Annotated in this window: 10 protein-coding genes; 9 read left to right on the top strand and 1 reads right to left on the bottom strand. The window is 40.8% G+C overall.

What is annotated here, in order from left to right; translation table 11 throughout:
• Window positions 1-318 precede the first annotated feature (318 nt).
• From NBH15_RS04310 to NBH15_RS04330, 5 genes are all read left to right on the top strand, one after another.
• Window positions 319-660 (top strand): hypothetical protein, encoded by a 342-nt coding sequence (locus tag NBH15_RS04310; protein WP_250822081.1) that lies wholly within the window; start codon window positions 319-321, stop codon window positions 658-660.
• A gap of 216 nt (window positions 661-876) precedes the next feature.
• Window positions 877-2,352: a PAS domain-containing sensor histidine kinase gene (locus tag NBH15_RS04315; RefSeq protein ID WP_250822082.1), complete on the top strand. Its 1,476-nt coding sequence runs from the start codon at window positions 877-879 to the stop codon at window positions 2,350-2,352.
• Window positions 2,353-2,805: 453 nt separating this feature from the next.
• Window positions 2,806-6,006 carry a SusC/RagA family TonB-linked outer membrane protein gene (locus NBH15_RS04320; protein ID WP_250822083.1) on the top strand — a complete coding sequence of 1,067 codons (3,201 nt, stop codon included), beginning with the start codon at window positions 2,806-2,808 and terminating at the stop codon, window positions 6,004-6,006.
• Between the two features lie 12 nt (window positions 6,007-6,018).
• A complete protein-coding gene (locus NBH15_RS04325) occupies window positions 6,019-8,043 on the top strand; it encodes a RagB/SusD family nutrient uptake outer membrane protein (protein ID WP_250822084.1) in 2,025 nt (674 codons plus the stop codon).
• 608 nt (window positions 8,044-8,651) lie between these two features.
• The gene (locus NBH15_RS04330) at window positions 8,652-9,065 is read left to right on the top strand and encodes a heme-binding protein (RefSeq protein ID WP_250822085.1); all 414 of its coding nucleotides are present in this window, start codon (window positions 8,652-8,654) and stop codon (window positions 9,063-9,065) included.
• Window positions 9,066-9,276: 211 nt separating this feature from the next.
• Here NBH15_RS04330 and NBH15_RS04335 read toward each other — a convergent pair whose 3' ends face one another.
• Window positions 9,277-10,179: a glycoside hydrolase family 20 zincin-like fold domain-containing protein gene (locus tag NBH15_RS04335; protein WP_128135697.1), complete on the bottom strand. Its 903-nt coding sequence runs from the start codon at window positions 10,177-10,179 to the stop codon at window positions 9,277-9,279.
• Between the two features lie 180 nt (window positions 10,180-10,359).
• Between NBH15_RS04335 and NBH15_RS04340 the strand changes: the two genes are divergently transcribed.
• The 4 genes from NBH15_RS04340 to NBH15_RS04355 all read left to right on the top strand — a co-directional run bounded on the left by NBH15_RS04340 (window position 10,360) and on the right by NBH15_RS04355 (window position 16,622).
• A complete protein-coding gene (locus NBH15_RS04340; RefSeq protein ID WP_250822086.1) occupies window positions 10,360-14,295 on the top strand; it encodes a hybrid sensor histidine kinase/response regulator transcription factor in 3,936 nt (1,311 codons plus the stop codon).
• Window positions 14,296-14,379: 84 nt separating this feature from the next.
• On the top strand, window positions 14,380-14,958 hold the full coding sequence (locus NBH15_RS04345) for an RNA polymerase sigma factor (RefSeq protein WP_250822087.1): 579 nt from the start codon (window positions 14,380-14,382) through the stop codon (window positions 14,956-14,958).
• A complete protein-coding gene (locus NBH15_RS04350) occupies window positions 14,955-15,803 on the top strand; it encodes a TonB family protein (protein ID WP_250822088.1) in 849 nt (282 codons plus the stop codon). The genes NBH15_RS04345 and NBH15_RS04350 overlap by 4 nt, the downstream gene beginning before the upstream one ends.
• A 276-nt stretch (window positions 15,804-16,079) precedes the next feature.
• Entirely contained in the window at window positions 16,080-16,622 is a 543-nt protein-coding gene (locus NBH15_RS04355) for an RNA polymerase sigma-70 factor (RefSeq protein ID WP_186961359.1), read from the top strand.
• Window positions 16,623-16,666 lie beyond the last annotated feature (44 nt).

Raw genomic sequence — 16,666 nt, forward strand, 5'->3', positions numbered from 1 at the left:
GTCACCTTAATTGACCTCAAAGGTATGATTTCAAATCGTCGCGCCTAAAAAGTAGTATCTAATAGACTATATTTCAATTATTTCAAAGAACTATTTATCCACTTTTACGGGACAGTAATGATTCTTATTGTTAATTCATATTCAGAGAATTCCCCGTGGATTTGTAATTTTACAGTTCCTATCTATGAAACATTGATAAAAGAGTACGGAGAACTTACGGCCTATACGGAGCATATGAATATGTTATTGATACAAAACGAAGAAGAATTGTCCTTTTTCGAACAAGATCTTTTCAGTAGATATAAACATCCTCCTCGTATGGTCATATTATTGGGCAATCCAGCTTTCGCTCTTTTGTTGGATAAATTAGAGAAGACTTGGGGACGGCAGATTCCAATTGTTCTTTATACGAATAAATTATATGTCGGCCCGCGTGAAACCTATTTACAAGAGCGAATGATTATGCAACAGGAAAAGACTCCTATAAACGATGTCATTCGGTTACACCCACAGGTAACAGTTCTTTTTATACCTGATTATATAAAGGAAACTATTGAATTGATGCGTCATCTTATGCCGGATATGCGACATTTACTGTTTCTTTCCGATAAAACGTTTCTTGGGTTACAAAATTTGGAGATACTCGAAAATATTATGTAAACCGAATACCCGGATATCTGTTTTACGATCCTGACCGCCGGAGATGTCACAGGAAGCGTTCTGATAGACTCTTTAAAGAATGTAGATGAGCATACCGGAATTCTGTTGTCATCATGGTGTTTTAAAAGTCAACAAGGAAAATATGTTGTTCAAAGTTCTGATATCTATCAAACAATAAGCTCTTATACCTCTTTGCCTATATTTACCTTATATGATATGGCGATTGATAAAAACGGTTTGTTGGGAGGATATTTTTATACATCCTCCAGTATATATGATATCGTTATAAAAACGGTTAGATCTATACTTGAAGGAGATGTTCGGGAAACTGTTGTTTCGCCTGAAAATCCCGGGCCAGTACTGGACTATCAGGTATTAGTGAAAAAGGGGTTTTCTCCGGCAGATTGTCCTTCTAATACGTTTTTTTATCTGAAACCTTCTTCTTTTTGGGAACAGAACCGTTTGTATATATCTGTGGGCATTTTGCTGTTCTTTTTTGTCATTTTCTTTTTGCTTTGGCGCATAAGAGTATTGAACCGTCAGCGTGCTTTGCAACAACAGATGCAGCGGTTGCTTCGTACGGTAAATCGTAAATTGTCGCTTTCTTTGGATGTTGCCAATATTATTCCATGGAGATGGGATTTGCATAAGCATTTGATATTCTGTGATGTCAAACATCCGGATATGGAGTTGAAAGTGGAACATCCCGTATTGGAGAAACAGTTTAAAGTCTCAGAAGAAAAATATTTCAACAATATCCGTAAATCAGATAGGGATCGATTAAGAAAAACTTGTGAACTCCTTGTTAGTGGAAAAGCAGACAAGGTAAAAGAAGAGTTTTTGATTTACCGGGGAAAGGGTGATCGTGTTCGTTTTGATTGGGTGGAGGTTCAAGCTGTTGTTGAAAAGAGGGATGAACACGGCCAGCCAGTTATATTGACAGGTTCTTCCTTGTTGATTACCGAAAGGAAAAAAATCGAAGAAGAATTATTACGAGCACGGGATAAAGCAGAGGAATCTAATCGTCTAAAATCTGCATTTCTAGCCAATATGAGTCATGAAATCCGGACACCATTGAACGCCATTGTCGGTTTCTCTCAGATTCTTGCAACTACCGATGAAGAAGATGAAAAGAAAGAATTTGTATCCATTATCGAAAACAACAATGCTCTTTTATTACAATTAATTGGTGATATTTTGGATTTGTCCAAAATAGAGGCGGGGACTTTAGAGTTTGTCCGTACAGATGTAGATCTGGATCTTCTGATGAATGAATTGGAGCGTTCTATGCGGTTGAAAGTGCAAGGAACTGTTGAATTGCGTTTCATGGATCATATATTGAATTGCCATTTGAGTGTAGATAAAAATAGGTTGTCGCAAGTATTGATCAATTTATTGGGAAATGCTGCCAAATTCACAAAAGAAGGGCATATTTATTTTGGATACAGGTTACAAAATCAGGATATGCTTGAATTTTATGTTTCTGATACTGGTTGCGGGATACCTCGAGAACAGTTACACAATGTATTTGAACGTTTTGTAAAGTTAAATAGTTTTGTGCCCGGGACAGGATTGGGACTAGCTATTTGTCAGGTGATTGTTGAACGTCTGGGAGGAAAGATTTGGGTTGAATCTGAAGAAGGAAAAGGGACTACTTTTTATTTTACAATTAGGTACCTGTCATGTGAATAAGAAAGTAATTGGGATAATGAGAAATACGGGATTTGAGTAAAGTCTCGTATTTTTTTTGGGGGGGTATCGTTTGGCTAAATTTCAAAAGGTATAGCAAAATAGAGAATACCATAGTTCTGATAGAACTATTTTCATTTTGAGTGCAAATATATATATTATTTTTAAATATATCACATTTTAACCTTTCAAATATTTAAAAAATAAAATAGTATCAGAAGATACGCTTAATAACTACGAAGCAAATTCGCTTATATAATAAAATGTTATTCTCCAATTTTAATTCAAGTAAAATAGACTGTGAAATCGTATAGATGTTGAATGTTAAGGTGTAAGTTCTATCAGAACTAATGTAAAAACAAAGATTGATACAATATGCGTTGGAGGATATAATCTTTTGATTAACATAAGTTATTCCTTATAGTTAACCTAGTTTTAATAATTAAAAGTAATGCTATGCTAAAAAAAATGCAAACTGTTGGTGTTTTGCTGCTTTCGTTAGCTTTTGCTTATGGAGGACAGCTTCATGCTCTGGAAGTAAGTGCAGCAACAACTATTACTCAACAAACAGACAAACTAACAGGGACTGTTGAAGATGAGTTCGGTCCTGTAACTGGTGCCTCTGTTGTCGTAAAAGGGACAACAAATGGAACTGTTACAGACATGAATGGTAAATTTGAATTATCCCATGTTAAAAAAGGAGACCTTATCCAAATTTCCTTTATCGGTTATATTACCCAAGAGGTAAAATATACAGGACAAGGTTCTATTAAAATCCAGCTTAAAGAAGACACACAAACAATTGATGAAGTTGTTGTTGTCGGTTTCGGTACACAGAAAAAGGTAAATTTAACCGGATCGGTTAGTATGGTGGACGCAGAAGTTCTTGAATCTCGTCCGGTTCAGAATGTATCGCAAGCCTTGCAAGGTGTTGTCCCTGGCTTGAACTTTTCAGTCAATTCTGGTGGCGGTACGCTTGATAATGAACTGAATTTTAATATTCGTGGTGCCGGTACTATCGGTGATGGTTCCGGTTCATCTCCATTGGTATTGATTGACGGTATCGAAGGTAATATGAATACTGTCAATCCGAATGATATCGAATCTGTTTCTGTTTTGAAAGATGCTGCAGCCTCTTCTATTTATGGTTCACGTGCTTCTTTTGGTGTGATTTTGATTAAGACAAAAGGAGGAAAAGCGGGTAAAACAAATGTAAGTTACTCAGGGAATGTCCGTTTCACAGATGCTTTGCAGATACCGGAAATGATGGATTCCTATCAGTTCGCACAATATTTTAATGCAGCAGCTGCCAATGCCGGACAGAGCCCGGTATTTAGCGCGGATGTCATGCAACGAATTCAAGATTATCAAGCCGGTAAGATAAGTACGGTCTCTACGCCCAGTTCACAAAACAAGTGGGAAATGTATACCGGTGCCAATGCTAATACAGATTGGTTTGCCGAAGTATACCGTAACTGGGCACCTTCACACGAACATAACCTGAGCGTAAGTGGTGGTTCGGAAAAACTGACCTACCGTGTCAGCGGTAGTTTCCTCGATCAGAATGGTTTGATACGCCATGGATCGGATAATTTCCAGCGCTACACATTGGATGCCAAAATATCTGCTCAATTAGCAAACTGGATTACTTTAAATTATACGAGTAAATGGACACGTGAAGATTATGATCGTCCGACTTATATGACGGGGCTGTTCTTCCATAATATCGCCCGCCGCTGGCCGACCTGTCCGGTATATGACGATAATGGACATTTGACCGAGGGAATGGAGTTGACTCAGATGGAAGAGGGAGGTGTACAGACACAACAAAAGAATTATTACACCCAACAAGTCGCTTTAAGAATCGAACCGATCAAAGATTGGACAATCAATATTGACGGAAATATGCGTACACATACTAACAACCAGCACTGGGCTGTATTGCCTGTTTATGCATACGACGTTAATAATCAGCCTTATGCCATAAGCTGGGATGGAGGGGCATCTTACTCTCCGGGAGCCAGCCGTATTTCCGAAAGCCGGTATACGGAAGATTATTTCACAACAAATATTTATACGGATTACCAGAAGACAATCAATGATCACTTCTTTAAAGTGATGGTCGGATTTAATGCTGAATTAACGAGAACTGATAATCTTTATGGACAAGGTGATAAAATCATCTCTGCCGAAGTTCCGACGATCAACCAAACCACATCTGAACAGAAAGTGGGTGGCGGCAAGGCTGAAAACTCCGTTGCAGGCTTCTTTGGACGTATCAACTACAATTACAAAGATCGCTACATGGTCGAACTGAACGGACGTTATGACGGTTCTTCCCGCTTTATCGGCGACCAGCGTTGGGGATTTTTCCCTTCTGTTTCAGCCGGATGGAATATCGCCCGTGAAGAATTCTTCGGTAACCTGTCTGACATTTTCAGTACATTGAAAGTCAGAGGTTCTTGGGGACAGTTAGGTAATACGGATACAAATGACGCTTGGTATCCATTCTACCAGACCATGCCAGTTGGAACAGCTAGTGGGCGTTGGTTGGTAAACGGTGTGAAACCGAATGTAGCCGGATTACCATCTATCGTAAGTTCATTGAAGACTTGGGAAACAGTAGAAACCTGGGACGTTGGTTTGGATTGGGCATTATTGAATAACCGCTTGACGGGATCGTTCGACTACTTTACACGCTATACGTATGATATGATTGGCCCGGCTCCTGAATTACCAAGTGTTTTGGGTACAACACCTCCAAAAATCAATAACTCCGACATGAAATCGTACGGTTTTGAATTGGAACTCTCCTGGAGAGACCGTATCGGTGACGTCAGTTATGGTGCTAAATTTGTTTTATCTGATGCAAGACAGAAGATAACTAGATATCCGAATGAATCAAGATCACTGGATATAGCCCATTACAGCGGTAAAATGCTGAATGAAATCTGGGGATACACCACTGTTGGCATCGCCCAGACCCAAGAAGAGATGGATGCTCACCTGGCTAACAACAAACCAAGCTGGGGATCAAGTTGGAGTCCTGGTGATGTCATGTACAAAGACTTAAATGGCGACGGTGTTGTCAATACAGGTGCTAATACGGTAGATAATCCGGGCGACCGTTCAGTTATCGGTAACAGTACACCTCGTTATAATTTCGGTTTGACTTTGGATGCTGCTTGGAAAGGTTTTGACTTCTCGGTATTTTTCCAAGGCATCGGTAAACGTGACTATTGGTTGGATGGCCCGTATTTCTGGGGGGCAAGTGGTGGAATGTGGCAGTCTGCCGGTTTCAAACAGCACTGGGATTTCTGGCGCGGCGAAAACGACCCGTTGGGTGCTAACCTGAATGCTTATTATCCACGTGCCAGCTTTGATGGCAGCAAGAACCAACAACGTCAAAGCGGATATTTACAGAATGCAGCTTATCTTCGTATGAAGAATATACAGTTAGGTTATACATTGCCTCAACAGTGGACTTCTAAGGTTGGTATGTCTTCTGTCAGATTGTATATATCCGGTGATAACCTGCTGACTTTTTCCGATATTACTGGTGTGTTCGACCCTGAAACATTGGGTGGAGATTGGGGGGACGGTAAATTGTATCCGTTGTGTAAAACGATTTCTGTCGGTTTGAATGTTAATTTCTAAATAAAGAGGATTATGAAACTGAGTTTAAAAAATATATATCTTTTTCCCATAGCAGCAGCTTTCGGTTTACTGACATCGTCATGCAACGATTTCCTGGACAGGGAACCGATCTCAAGCATTACGCCTGCACAATATTTTAATTCTGCTGAAGAATTGGGTGCGTATTCCATCAATTATTATACTTCGCTTATTGCAACGAATGATGCGGCGTATAATGCCGGGCCTTTAAATGTTGATGGTAATACGGATAATATGGTTGTAGGTGAAGCCAACACAGGCTATTTTGCAGCTGATCGCTGGTTGGTTCCTTCATCTGGTGGCCCTGATTTTAGTCTGATCCGTGCTATGAATTACTTCCTTGAACAAGTATTGCCGAAGAAGGAAGCTGGTGCTATCTCCGGTGCAACGGAAGATATCAACCATTATATCGGTGAAATTTATTTCTTGCGCGCTACTGCTTATTTCGACCGTCTGTGTACCTACGGCGACTTCCCCATCGTTACAACTGTACCGGAAGATAAAACAGAAGAACTGGTGGAACTCAGCAAACGTGCCCCCCGCAATGAAGTAGCCCGTTTTATTCTGGAAGATTTGGACAGAGCTATCTCTTTGTTAAAACCGGGTACGGCATTCAACAAGGTGCGTATCGGTAAAGAAATGGCACTTTTGGTGAAATCGCGCGTAGCTTTGTACGAAGCGACATTCGAGAAATACCACAAAGGTACGCCGCGTGTACCGGGTGAATCCGGATGGCCGGGAGCGAATATGGCTTACAATGCAGGCAAAACATTTAACATCGACAGCGAAATCGACTTCTTCCTGACTGAGGCAATGAGTGCAGCGAAAGAAGTAGCAGACAATCATAGTCTGGTACAAAATACAAAAGTATTAAATCCGGCAATCAACCAGATTTACGGTTGGAATCCTTACTTCGAAATGTTCTCCATGCCTGATCCAAGCTCCTTAGACGAGGTTTTAATGTGGCGTCAGTTTGATTCAGACTTGAGTATTACACACGGTTTTATGGCCTATATCATGGAAGGTGGTAACAACGGTATGACTAAAAGTTATGTAGATGCCTTCCTGATGGAAAACGGTCTGCCGATTTATGCTGCCAATTCGGGATATAAAGGCGACTTGACTATCGACCTTCAAAAAGAAGGACGTGACGGACGCCTGCAATTGTTCGTGTTTGGCGAATCGACTGTCTTATGCAATGAAGATTCACTGGAATGCTATGAAGCGCCGACAGTTGTTGCGTTGACCGAACACCGCGATCGTACTGGGTTCCGCCAGCGTAAACACTATTGTTATGATTTCGCACAAATCCGTAATGGCGTACGCGGTACCAATGGCATCGTTGTGGCACGTGCTGCAGAAGCATACTTAAACTATTTGGAGGCTTCTTACCTGAAAAACGGGTCAATCGACGGGACGGCAGCTACTTATTGGCGTCAATTGCGCGAACGTGCCGGTATAGATTCCGACTTCAGCAAGACCATCGCAGCTACCGATCTTTCAAAAGAACCGGACTGGGCGGTTTATTCCGGTTCCGAGAAAGTAGACCCGACCCTGTATAATATCCGTCGCGAACGCCGTTGTGAATTTATCGGTGAGGGGAGAAGATGGAGTGATTTAATCCGTTGGAGAGCATTTGATGCCTTGTTTCCTGAAAATATGGGTAAATACATCCCCGAAGGCGTAAACTTCTGGACGGAAATGTATAAGAATGAAGCTTACCTGAAAGTCGATGAAGCAGGCAATGTGACAAGCGAATCTGCCTTGATCGAACAGGCCGAAGGTAAAGGCGATGCCAACATCTCAAACCGGAACGACAGCAAATACATTCGTCCTTACCGCGTAATCAAAGAAAACAATGAAGTATGGGATGGATATCAATGGAGGAAGGCATATTATTTGTCACCTTATTCTGTTCTAGAACTGACCTTGGCCTCTCCTGATTCGAAATTGGAGATATCCAATTTGTATCAGAATCCTTACTGGCCGACAACAGCTAGTTCACCTGCATTGGAATAATTATTTCAACATAATTTAGATATACCTCACTTACCCTGCAAGTATTCGGGAGAACGCTTGCAGGGTTTCTCGAGTAGGAACTTCTGCCGGTATTGTTACTTTAACTACTAATTTTACCAATATTATAGGTGCAGCTTCTGTTTCTCGCGACATTCTTATCGGTCTTTCCCCTTTCGATATTTCCTGTGAAAGATAATGCCATCATCGAGCGGCATAAGATTTTAATTCGCAGATAAAAAATAAAGGCCCATTTTCGTTCTTATACACATTACTTCTTCACTTCTTATAACAACCGCGAAAAAAATCGTGTTAAAATCGCATTAACATAGACTGCCGTAAAACGGCCCATTTGTTAAAGAATTACCTCCCTTTTACCTCCGATTGTAGGGAGTGGAGGTTAAACGGACCTTTAACGGAGGTTCAACAGAGCTAATACGAGGATGTTTTGTGTTAAAATCGACAGGAATATTTGTGAATATTTAACTGGTTTCGTGTGAACACTGTTTGGACGTTGTCGGCATCATCAACTATTTTCTGTTTATGTCTGTTGTTAAAATAGAGCACAATCTGAAAGCAGGTGAGGCGCTTGACCTCTTAAATTTATTGTTATGGCGCTCAGCAATAGAATCGTGACAAAGATTAACGGAGAGGGAGGCGATAGGCCGGAAATAGAATGGCTCTTATTTATCTACTTTTCCATTGATATGATGTATTTTAGAGATAACCCTCTTGTGAAAGAGGGTTATTCTTCGTATTCTACATCTGTTTTTATAATATTTCCCATTTCATCAAACATACCTTTGTGTTCATTCCCCCACGCATCCATTAAACGGATAATTGGTACGAGCGATCCGCGTATCACGTTCGTAGCCGGCGGTTATCCGTTGTTTGTGAATGGCGAGATTGTTGGTGCTATTGGTGTAGGCGGTGGTACAGAGGCACAAGACTGCGAGATTGCCGAACACGTGGTAAAGGTGTTTGAAGAATTTTTTTCTTCGTATTCTTTGGAAGAAAATATATAGGCTACATTGATAGATATGGTTACCGCTTTCCGGCAATACGCTGTCTTCATCGGATATGCCCATGAAGACAGCGCCGCTGAATTCTATTATGCTTTCAGGTATATTGATATCTTCTTCTTTGAGTATATTATTTTCATCGGTACAGCTACATAAGCAAATAGATATGATAAGGGCAAATAAGTTACGTTTAACTATTATTTTTTTTCTGTCGTTATAAAGTGTTGCTTCCTATATATAAAGCGAGCATTTCCACTCTTTTGTTGAATTTTTTATTGCCTTCTGTTTCTAGAGGATTTGACCAGCTTTTTTCGGCAATAGAGGCTAAATGTTTGAATAATAGTTTTCTGTCGTCCTTGGAATTGCTAATATTGGATTTCCGGATGATTTGTTCCACATGGAAAGGAAGATTGGATATCATGCCATCTGATCGCGTCATCCCGCTTGAAATCGTAATCTTTTTAGAATGGGCATATGAAGTCATGTTTTCTAATCCTAGCTGTATATCCGGTGTTATATCGTAAAGTTCTTGTATAAAATGAAGCCTGTTTATTTTTAACATGGCCATACAATCAATCAATTCTTTGAGATTATTCTCTGGAATGAGACTGAAAGGTGTGTGTAGTACTACTGTCCGGTTATTGTAACGGGGGCCGTCATGTATGGTCATTCCCGGCACACTCCATTGAATGTTTTCTGCTGATGCTTGGCTGTTTATTGCCGGAGGAAGCAGTAGACGCAAGGTTTGCATTGCGTAAAAAAATCCTTTGTCTCCTGAAGCTTCTACCAGAATACAAGATGGACTTATATTTAGTTTATAATGCTCTGCCGACAAGTCCATATTTGTACGGAATATGATATCTGCCTGTTTTTTTTGTATCGCTATTCTTGGGCTGAATCCGGCTGCTTGATGAAATATATCGGTTAATTCTTGGGCAATCACTGCCTGTTTTTTATTTTCGACACTAATAAGGGTAGTCTCGTCGAATATAAAGTTGCCCTTATCTGATACACTTTGTTGGGGAAAAGGTATAATTTCCGGTTTTTCGTCCGGCAGGATACATTTAACGAGAATCATAATAAAAAAAATAGAATATATACCAGCTCTGAATGACATAAGAATAACTTTTAATAGTACACTTTTTGTTTAAATTTCACTTGTTGCAAATCTATGTGTCGGAATATATCCCAATGTTCGATATCGTCCGAGAAAGTTCAGAAATCGTTTTTTTTGCTATACAGGGCTTATATTTCGGATGATTTTGTATTTTTGCCGAACAAAGGGTGATATATAGTTATGCAAATATTAGGGAAGTATTTACAATTAAATATATTATTATTTTTCGTATTCTTAACAGGTGGGCTTTCTGCAACCCCCCAATATTATTTTAAACAAATTTTTTTACAGGACGGATTATCGCAGTCTTCAGTAAAGTGTGTATTGGTAGATGACAGGGGCGTTTTATGGATTGGCACCCGGTTCGGTTTAAATCGTTTCGACAGGGAAAAGGTGATAGTTTATCAGGAGGAAAAAGACAATCCGTACTCTCTCCCTTATAATGACATTGTTTTTCTGGAAGAAGATGCGGAAAGATATATTTGGGTTGGAACCAGTCGCGGATTAGCCCGCTTTGATCGTGATACCCGGAAATTTGCACGTCAGGAAATAGACGGTGAACCGGTGGTCGTAACTTGTTGTTTTCTCATGCCGGAAGGAGTCTATTTTTTAGGAAAGAAGGGCTTTTTTTGTTATTCCTATGCAGAAAAAAGGATTCTCAAATGTCCGGAAAAGGGTCAGTTACCTGATTTATTACCTAATTATGCTTTTTTGTATAATAAAGAGGATAGGAAGATTATAGTTTCTTCTTTCGGGAGTGGTCTTTGGTGGTATTATCCGGATACCGGAGAGATAGAGCAGGTGTCGTTTGTTCAAGAAAAGAATATTTCTTCCATGTATCTGGATTCGCAAGAAAGGATTTGGGTGGCTGTTTATAATAAAGGAGTATATTGTTATACTCATGACGGAGAGTTATTGGAACATCTGGAGGCACCGGATAGACTGACTCACAATATTGTACAGGATATGCGGGAAAAGGACGGCGAACTCTGGATTGCGACAGATGGTGGAGGTATCAATATTTATAATTACAAGGATAAGTCCGTGAAAGCCATTATGCATCTGCCGGGTGATCATCACTCTCTTCCGGTAAACTCTTTTGCCAGTCTTTACATTGATGATGAAGATAACATATGGGCTGGCAGTATCCGAGGAGGACTGATAGGAATCAAACCTGTTTTTATGACCACCTATCGGGATGCCCCTCCCGGAACTTCTTATGGATTAAGTTTCCAGTCGGTTACTTCCATGTATGAAGATACGGACGGGAAAATCTGGATGGGAACAGATGGTGGCGGCCTTAATTTATTCGATCCGGTAAAGGAAATGTTTCAGGAATATTCTTGTACATCGGGTATGAAAATTGTTTCCATCATGCCTTATAGTGATTCGGAATTGTTGTTGTCTTCGTTTGGTGTCGGACTTTGTCTTTTTAATAAAGCGACTGGAGAATGTCGGGAGTTCCGGTTAAATTGGGGGAATGTGCGAAATGATTTATTTCTGCTAGGAAATGCGGTTCGTTTGTACCGTGTGGATGAAAACCGTTTTTACCTTTTATCAGATAATTATTTTTGTGTGTATGACACAAAAAAGCAACAATTCGAATCTTTGCCAGAGGATATGATACCTCATAATTTTTTAGCTCCTTGTTTTGTTTCTGGCGATTCGTGTTATATAAGTTCTTCTAAAGCCTTATATGTGTTGGACTTTCCGCATAAACAGTTACGTCCGCTATTTGTGACAAAGGAAGAATTCGGAACAATTATTTCGGTAAAACAAGATAAAGATAAACGTTTTTGGTTGGGGACTTCTTCCGGATTATATGTATATGACCGCACTACACAAAAGATAGATACTGTTGATACGAAGCGTTTTATAGGGATAACGTCTCTAGCTTTCGACACTCATGATCGTCTTTGGGTGAGTACTCATGAAGGGTTGTATGCGTATGTTTCCCAGGAAAAACGTGTGATCGTTTTCGGAGAATCAGATGGTGTTTTTACACGTGAGTTTTTACCGCAGCCGGCTTTAGAGAGCTCTTCCGGGGATATTTATATTGCAGGTGTGGATGGCGTTGTTAGGGTACGGCCTGATCAGGAATTTCAAAAGGAAGAAGATTTTTCCGTCAGTCTGATCAATCTGGCTTTGGATGGCTCGCCTATTCATCAGGACGGCATATTTGGAGAACAAGTCATTTCCATCCCATGGGATTATGCTTCTCTGGGACTGAGTGTCATCGTTAAAGAGAAGGATTTGATGCGAAAAAAATTATTTCGTTTTGCTATTAAAGGGGATCGTGAAGAACTATTGGAGACTTCCAGCCATGCATTTTCGTTTCCGGCTCTTTCTTCTGGTAATTATGAATTGTGGGTTTCGTATGGGAAGAGGAACGGAGATTGGAGTGTACCATTGAAATTATTAACCGTTCATGTGGTTCCTCCTTTATGGCAGCGAGTATGGTTTGTTGCATTAATGATTGTCATAGTTTTGACAATAACCGGATGGGTTATTCGTTTGATAATGGAGAAGAAGGAACGGGAACTGGCCTGGGTGATGAAAGAGCATGAGCGTAAGTTCTATGAGGAGAAAGTTCGCTTCATGGTTAATATTAGTCATGAACTGCGTACGCCACTGACCTTGATTTATGCCCCGCTTAAACGTTTATTGAAATCCGGAAAAGTGACGGATGAAGATGTATCCCGCCAATTGAACGGTATGTTGTTACAGACCAGTCGGATGCGGGAAATAGTAGATATGGTGCTCGATGCCCAAAAATCGGACACGAATGGTGATGTCATGGATATCTGTTTTTACAATCTTAATGATTGGATACGGTCGGTAACGGATGATTTCATACCGGAATTTGAAGCACGTGGAATTTGTCTGGAATTCAAGTTGGATACTTCAGTAGAGAAAGTTCCCTTCGACGCATCCAAATGCCGTGTCGTTTTATCTAATTTATTGATAAATGCGATGAAGTTCAGCGAGTCGAATACCCTATTGGTGATTTGTACGGAACGTATAGGAAAAAATGTACGTATTTCTCTTGCCGACCAGGGGATTGGATTGGAACATGTGGATATGGACCGTCTTTTTTCCCGTTTTTATCAGGGTGACCATGATCGTAAAGGTAGTGGAATCGGATTGGCTTATGCCCGTAAACTAGTGGAGTTGCATGGAGGAAGTATTGGTGCTTGTAATAATAAAGACGGTGGTGCGACTTTCTATTTCGACCTGCCGTTGGAACAGGCCTCTGTCTCCGGTGAATCGAATGGAGTTATCGGTTCCGGTGTGGAGAATGCAGGCGTGACGGAAGAGAGTGTCCGGGTAGCACAAGCCGATATATCATTAGCGAAATATACATTGTTGGTGGCTGAAGATGAAACGGATTTGCGTAACTATCTGTCCGGCGTTTTACAGGCAGAATTTAAAGAAGTTTATGTGGCAGCAGACGGAGAAGAAGCATGGGAACTCCTGGGACAATATCAGCCGGATATTATAGTCAGCGATGTTATGATGCCTAGAGTAGATGGTTTTGAACTGTGTCGACGTATTAAAAACGATGTGAAGGTGAGTCATATACCTGTCGTTTTACTTACGGCTCGAGCAGATCAGGCGAGTTCGTTCGAAGGGTATAAGTCTGGTGCGGATATATACTTGGCAAAGCCGTTTGATGTGGATTCCTTGTTAGTGATTTTGCAGAATATATTGAAACAACGCGATCAGCTTCGTGCACGTTATCGGGAGTCCGGTTGTCTGTTCTCTCCGAAAGAGGATGCCGTAAGCAATGCAGATGAACAGTTCATGCAAAAATTGAATACGTTGATTCGTGAGAATCTGACTAATCCGAATTTGAACGTAGCTTTTATTGCTTCTGGGATGGCTATGAGCCGTACGACACTTTACAGCAAGTTTTGTCATTTGTCGGATATTTCAATCGGCGATTATGTGATCCGGTTCCGGATGGTCGAGGCTGCGCGTTTGCTTTCCTCTTATAAAGATATGAGTATCCAGGATGTTGCAGACCGCGCCGGCTTTTCCAGTGCCCGCTATTTTAGTACGGCTTTTAAACAGAGTTATGGGATGACCCCAACCGAATATCGTCGTAATAATTAAGTTGGGTGTAGATAATCGGAAATCTTACTTTTTTTGCAATGATTTTGATTTAAAGTTTACATTTGTAGAAAAAACAGGGACAAATTGCTATTTTTCAGACGTAACATATCGAGTTATTCCGACAGTGAGTTGGTTCGATTATATAAGGAAACCGGGAAAAACGATTATTTCGGTGAATTGTATAACCGCTATATCCCGTTGATTTACGGTCTGTGTCTGAAATACTTGCAGGAAGAGGAGGAGGCGCAAGATGCTGTGATGCAATTGTTTGAAGACCTGCTGCCTAAACTTTCGCGTTATGAGATACGGGAATTCAGAACCTGGATTTACAGTGTAGCGAAGAATCATTGTTTCCAGTTATTGCGAAAAGAAAATCCTGAGATTGCAACCGATTTTGACCGGCAGTTTGTGGAATCTTACGATTTGTTGCATCTATTAGATAAGGAAGAAACAAGCGACGATGCCCGTACGGTGGCCCTCAAACATTGCATGGAGAAACTGCCCGAACCGCAGCAGCGTTGTATCCTCTTTTTCTTTATGGAAGAAATGTCGTACGCTGATATTATGGAACAGACCGGATATCAGCTGAAAAGTGTAAAAAGTTATATTCAGAATGGCAAACGCAATCTGAAAAGTTGCATAGAAAAGAGAATGGCGCAATGAAAAATCTGATGCAATACATACAAGGTTCACGAAAAGGCAAGGATGCCCATCGCCTGGAAAAGGAGGCGATGAAAGACCCTTTCCTTTCGGATGCGCTTGACGGTTTCCAAGCCGTAGAGGGTAATCACGTGGAAAGTATTGAAGAGATGCGTCGCCGTATTTCCCACCGTACCCGTTCGCACCGCAACAGCATAACGAAATGGAGTATTGCCGCCAGCCTGTTGATTTGTTTAGGTTTCGGTAGCTATTTCTGGCTGAACAGACAATTAGGTATGCCGTCACAGTCACCGCTGGCGGTTGTTATGGAGGAACAGGCGGCTCCGTTGCAACAAGCGCCGTTGGCGGGTATTGCAGCCGATTCTATGCAAGAACAGGAGAGCGCTTCGGGAGTAGGGGAGGCCAAAGCGAAGGTCTCTGAAGACACCCATCAGTCACCGGCTCCTGTTGTTGCAGAAGCCTCTGTAGCCCAGGTAGAAGTTTATTCCGCACCTTGTGAAGATATCGCTGTAGCCGATATAGTTGCGGAAGAGGAAGTTCCCGTAGCAACTAAGGCTTTGGTCCGTTCAATGCCCCGGCATATACCTCAGCCGGTAATTGGTGAAGAAGCTTATCGCGAATATCTGAAAAAGGAACTTATCCATCCGCAGGATTCTCTTTGCAAAGGAGTGAGCGGAACAGTCGTTATTGAATTCCATATCAATGAAAAAGGACGCCCTATCGATTTGAAAGTTAAACGAAGCCTGTGCGAATCGGCCGACAAGGAAGCCCTCCGACTGATTGAAAAAGGACCGGACTGGCAGGTGGATACGGCTAAGGTGTTTTTCCCGGTTGTTTTTGCCCCGTAGCTTCTATCATCTGTATTTCTTTTCCCTGTTATAAATTCCCCATATTTTTTATTACGTGGGGAATTTTCCCCATTGTAAAGGGGAACAATCCCCACCACAAAGGGGAATAATCCCCATTGCAGTGGGAAACAATCAGTAAAGTGACTAGGTTGTGTAGGCAAAGTGTTCCTGAAATTCACATGGGAACGGAAAGAAAAGTGATAAATCTTGCCCGATTGTTTAAAAGTTAGAATAATATGTTACTTTTGCTAAAGTATAGAATTAACAGAATTAGATATGGTTTATCCCCAAAACAATTTTGAAAAGATATATAAACTGTACTATCCCAAGATGGTAGCATTTGCCAAGAATTACGTATCGGCAAATGAGGATGTGGAAAATATAGTGCAGGATGTCTTTTTGGTGCTTTGGGAGAAAAAGGATGAACTTGAATTATCTTGTACACTTACTACCTATTTATTTACTCTGGTCAAAAACAGATGTCTGAATTTCCTACGGCATAAACTTATCGAAGAGGAATATAATACGCAGATGAAAGAAGAATTAGGTTTTAAACTATATGCTTTGGAATCGTTGGAGTATTCATATCAGTCGGAAAAGGAATTGCAGGAGATCATTCAGCGGGCTTTGGACACATTGCCGGAGCGTTGCCGTGAGGTGTTTATAAAAAGCCGCATCGAAGGACTGAAGTATAAGGAAATATCGGAAGAATTAGGGATATCTGTTAATACAGTTGAAAACCATATTGTTACTGCGTTGAAAAAGCTACGTGTAGCACTGAAAGATTATTTGCCTTTGCTCTTGTTCCTGGTTAATTAATGTTTATTTTAAGACGGTTTATAGTGGTCTGTCTCCCGGTAAGG

Origin of the sequence: Parabacteroides caeci (assembly GCF_023656795.1) — a bacterium.
GTDB lineage: Bacteria > Bacteroidota > Bacteroidia > Bacteroidales > Tannerellaceae > Parabacteroides > Parabacteroides segnis.

Coding starts and splice junctions, on each gene's coding strand:
- NBH15_RS04335 (WP_128135697.1), bottom strand. CDS start 10,179: ATGTCATTCAGAGCTGGTATATATTCTATTTTTTTTATTATGATTCTC.
- NBH15_RS04340 (WP_250822086.1), top strand. CDS start 10,360: ATGCAAATATTAGGGAAGTATTTACAATTAAATATATTATTATTTTTC.
- NBH15_RS04355 (WP_186961359.1), top strand. CDS start 16,080: ATGGTTTATCCCCAAAACAATTTTGAAAAGATATATAAACTGTACTAT.
- NBH15_RS04315 (WP_250822082.1), top strand. CDS start 877: ATGGCGATTGATAAAAACGGTTTGTTGGGAGGATATTTTTATACATCC.
- NBH15_RS04330 (WP_250822085.1), top strand. CDS start 8,652: ATGGCGCTCAGCAATAGAATCGTGACAAAGATTAACGGAGAGGGAGGC.
- NBH15_RS04320 (WP_250822083.1), top strand. CDS start 2,806: ATGCTAAAAAAAATGCAAACTGTTGGTGTTTTGCTGCTTTCGTTAGCT.
- NBH15_RS04350 (WP_250822088.1), top strand. CDS start 14,955: ATGAAAAATCTGATGCAATACATACAAGGTTCACGAAAAGGCAAGGAT.
- NBH15_RS04310 (WP_250822081.1), top strand. CDS start 319: ATGGTCATATTATTGGGCAATCCAGCTTTCGCTCTTTTGTTGGATAAA.
- NBH15_RS04325 (WP_250822084.1), top strand. CDS start 6,019: ATGAAACTGAGTTTAAAAAATATATATCTTTTTCCCATAGCAGCAGCT.